The following is a 247-nucleotide window of genomic DNA, read 5'->3' as shown; positions in this document are numbered from 1 at the left end:
ATAAGGCCCTGTGGTCAAGCGGTTAAGACACCACCCTTTCACGGTGGTATCCCGGGTTCGATTCCCGGCAGGGTCACCAGAGAGGACGCATAGCTCAGTTGGGAGAGCATCTGCCTTACAAGCAGGGGGTCATAGGTTCGAGCCCTATTGTGTCCACCAAAATGGCCTGGTAGTTCAGTTGGTTAGAATGCCAGCCTGTCACGCTGGAGGTCGTCGGTTCGAGCCCGATCCAGGTCGCCAATAAAAA

Annotated in this window: 3 tRNA genes; all 3 read left to right on the top strand. The window is 55.5% G+C overall.

Features of this window, described 5'->3' with window-relative positions:
* Positions 1 to 4: 4 nt before the first annotated feature.
* The 3 genes from PTSHG_RS00130 to PTSHG_RS00120 all read left to right on the top strand — a co-directional run bounded on the left by PTSHG_RS00130 (position 5) and on the right by PTSHG_RS00120 (position 240).
* A tRNA-Glu gene (locus tag PTSHG_RS00130) sits at positions 5 to 79 on the top strand.
* A gap of 4 nt (positions 80 to 83) precedes the next feature.
* Positions 84 to 159: transfer RNA gene (locus tag PTSHG_RS00125), tRNA-Val, on the top strand.
* Between the two features lie 4 nt (positions 160 to 163).
* A tRNA-Asp gene (locus tag PTSHG_RS00120) sits at positions 164 to 240 on the top strand.
* The last annotated feature ends 7 nt before the right edge of the window (positions 241 to 247 follow it).

This window comes from Peptoniphilus senegalensis JC140, from assembly GCF_000321025.1.
GTDB lineage: Bacteria > Bacillota > Clostridia > Tissierellales > Peptoniphilaceae > Peptoniphilus_A > Peptoniphilus_A senegalensis.
This window is presented reverse-complemented; position numbering and strand designations above follow the sequence as displayed.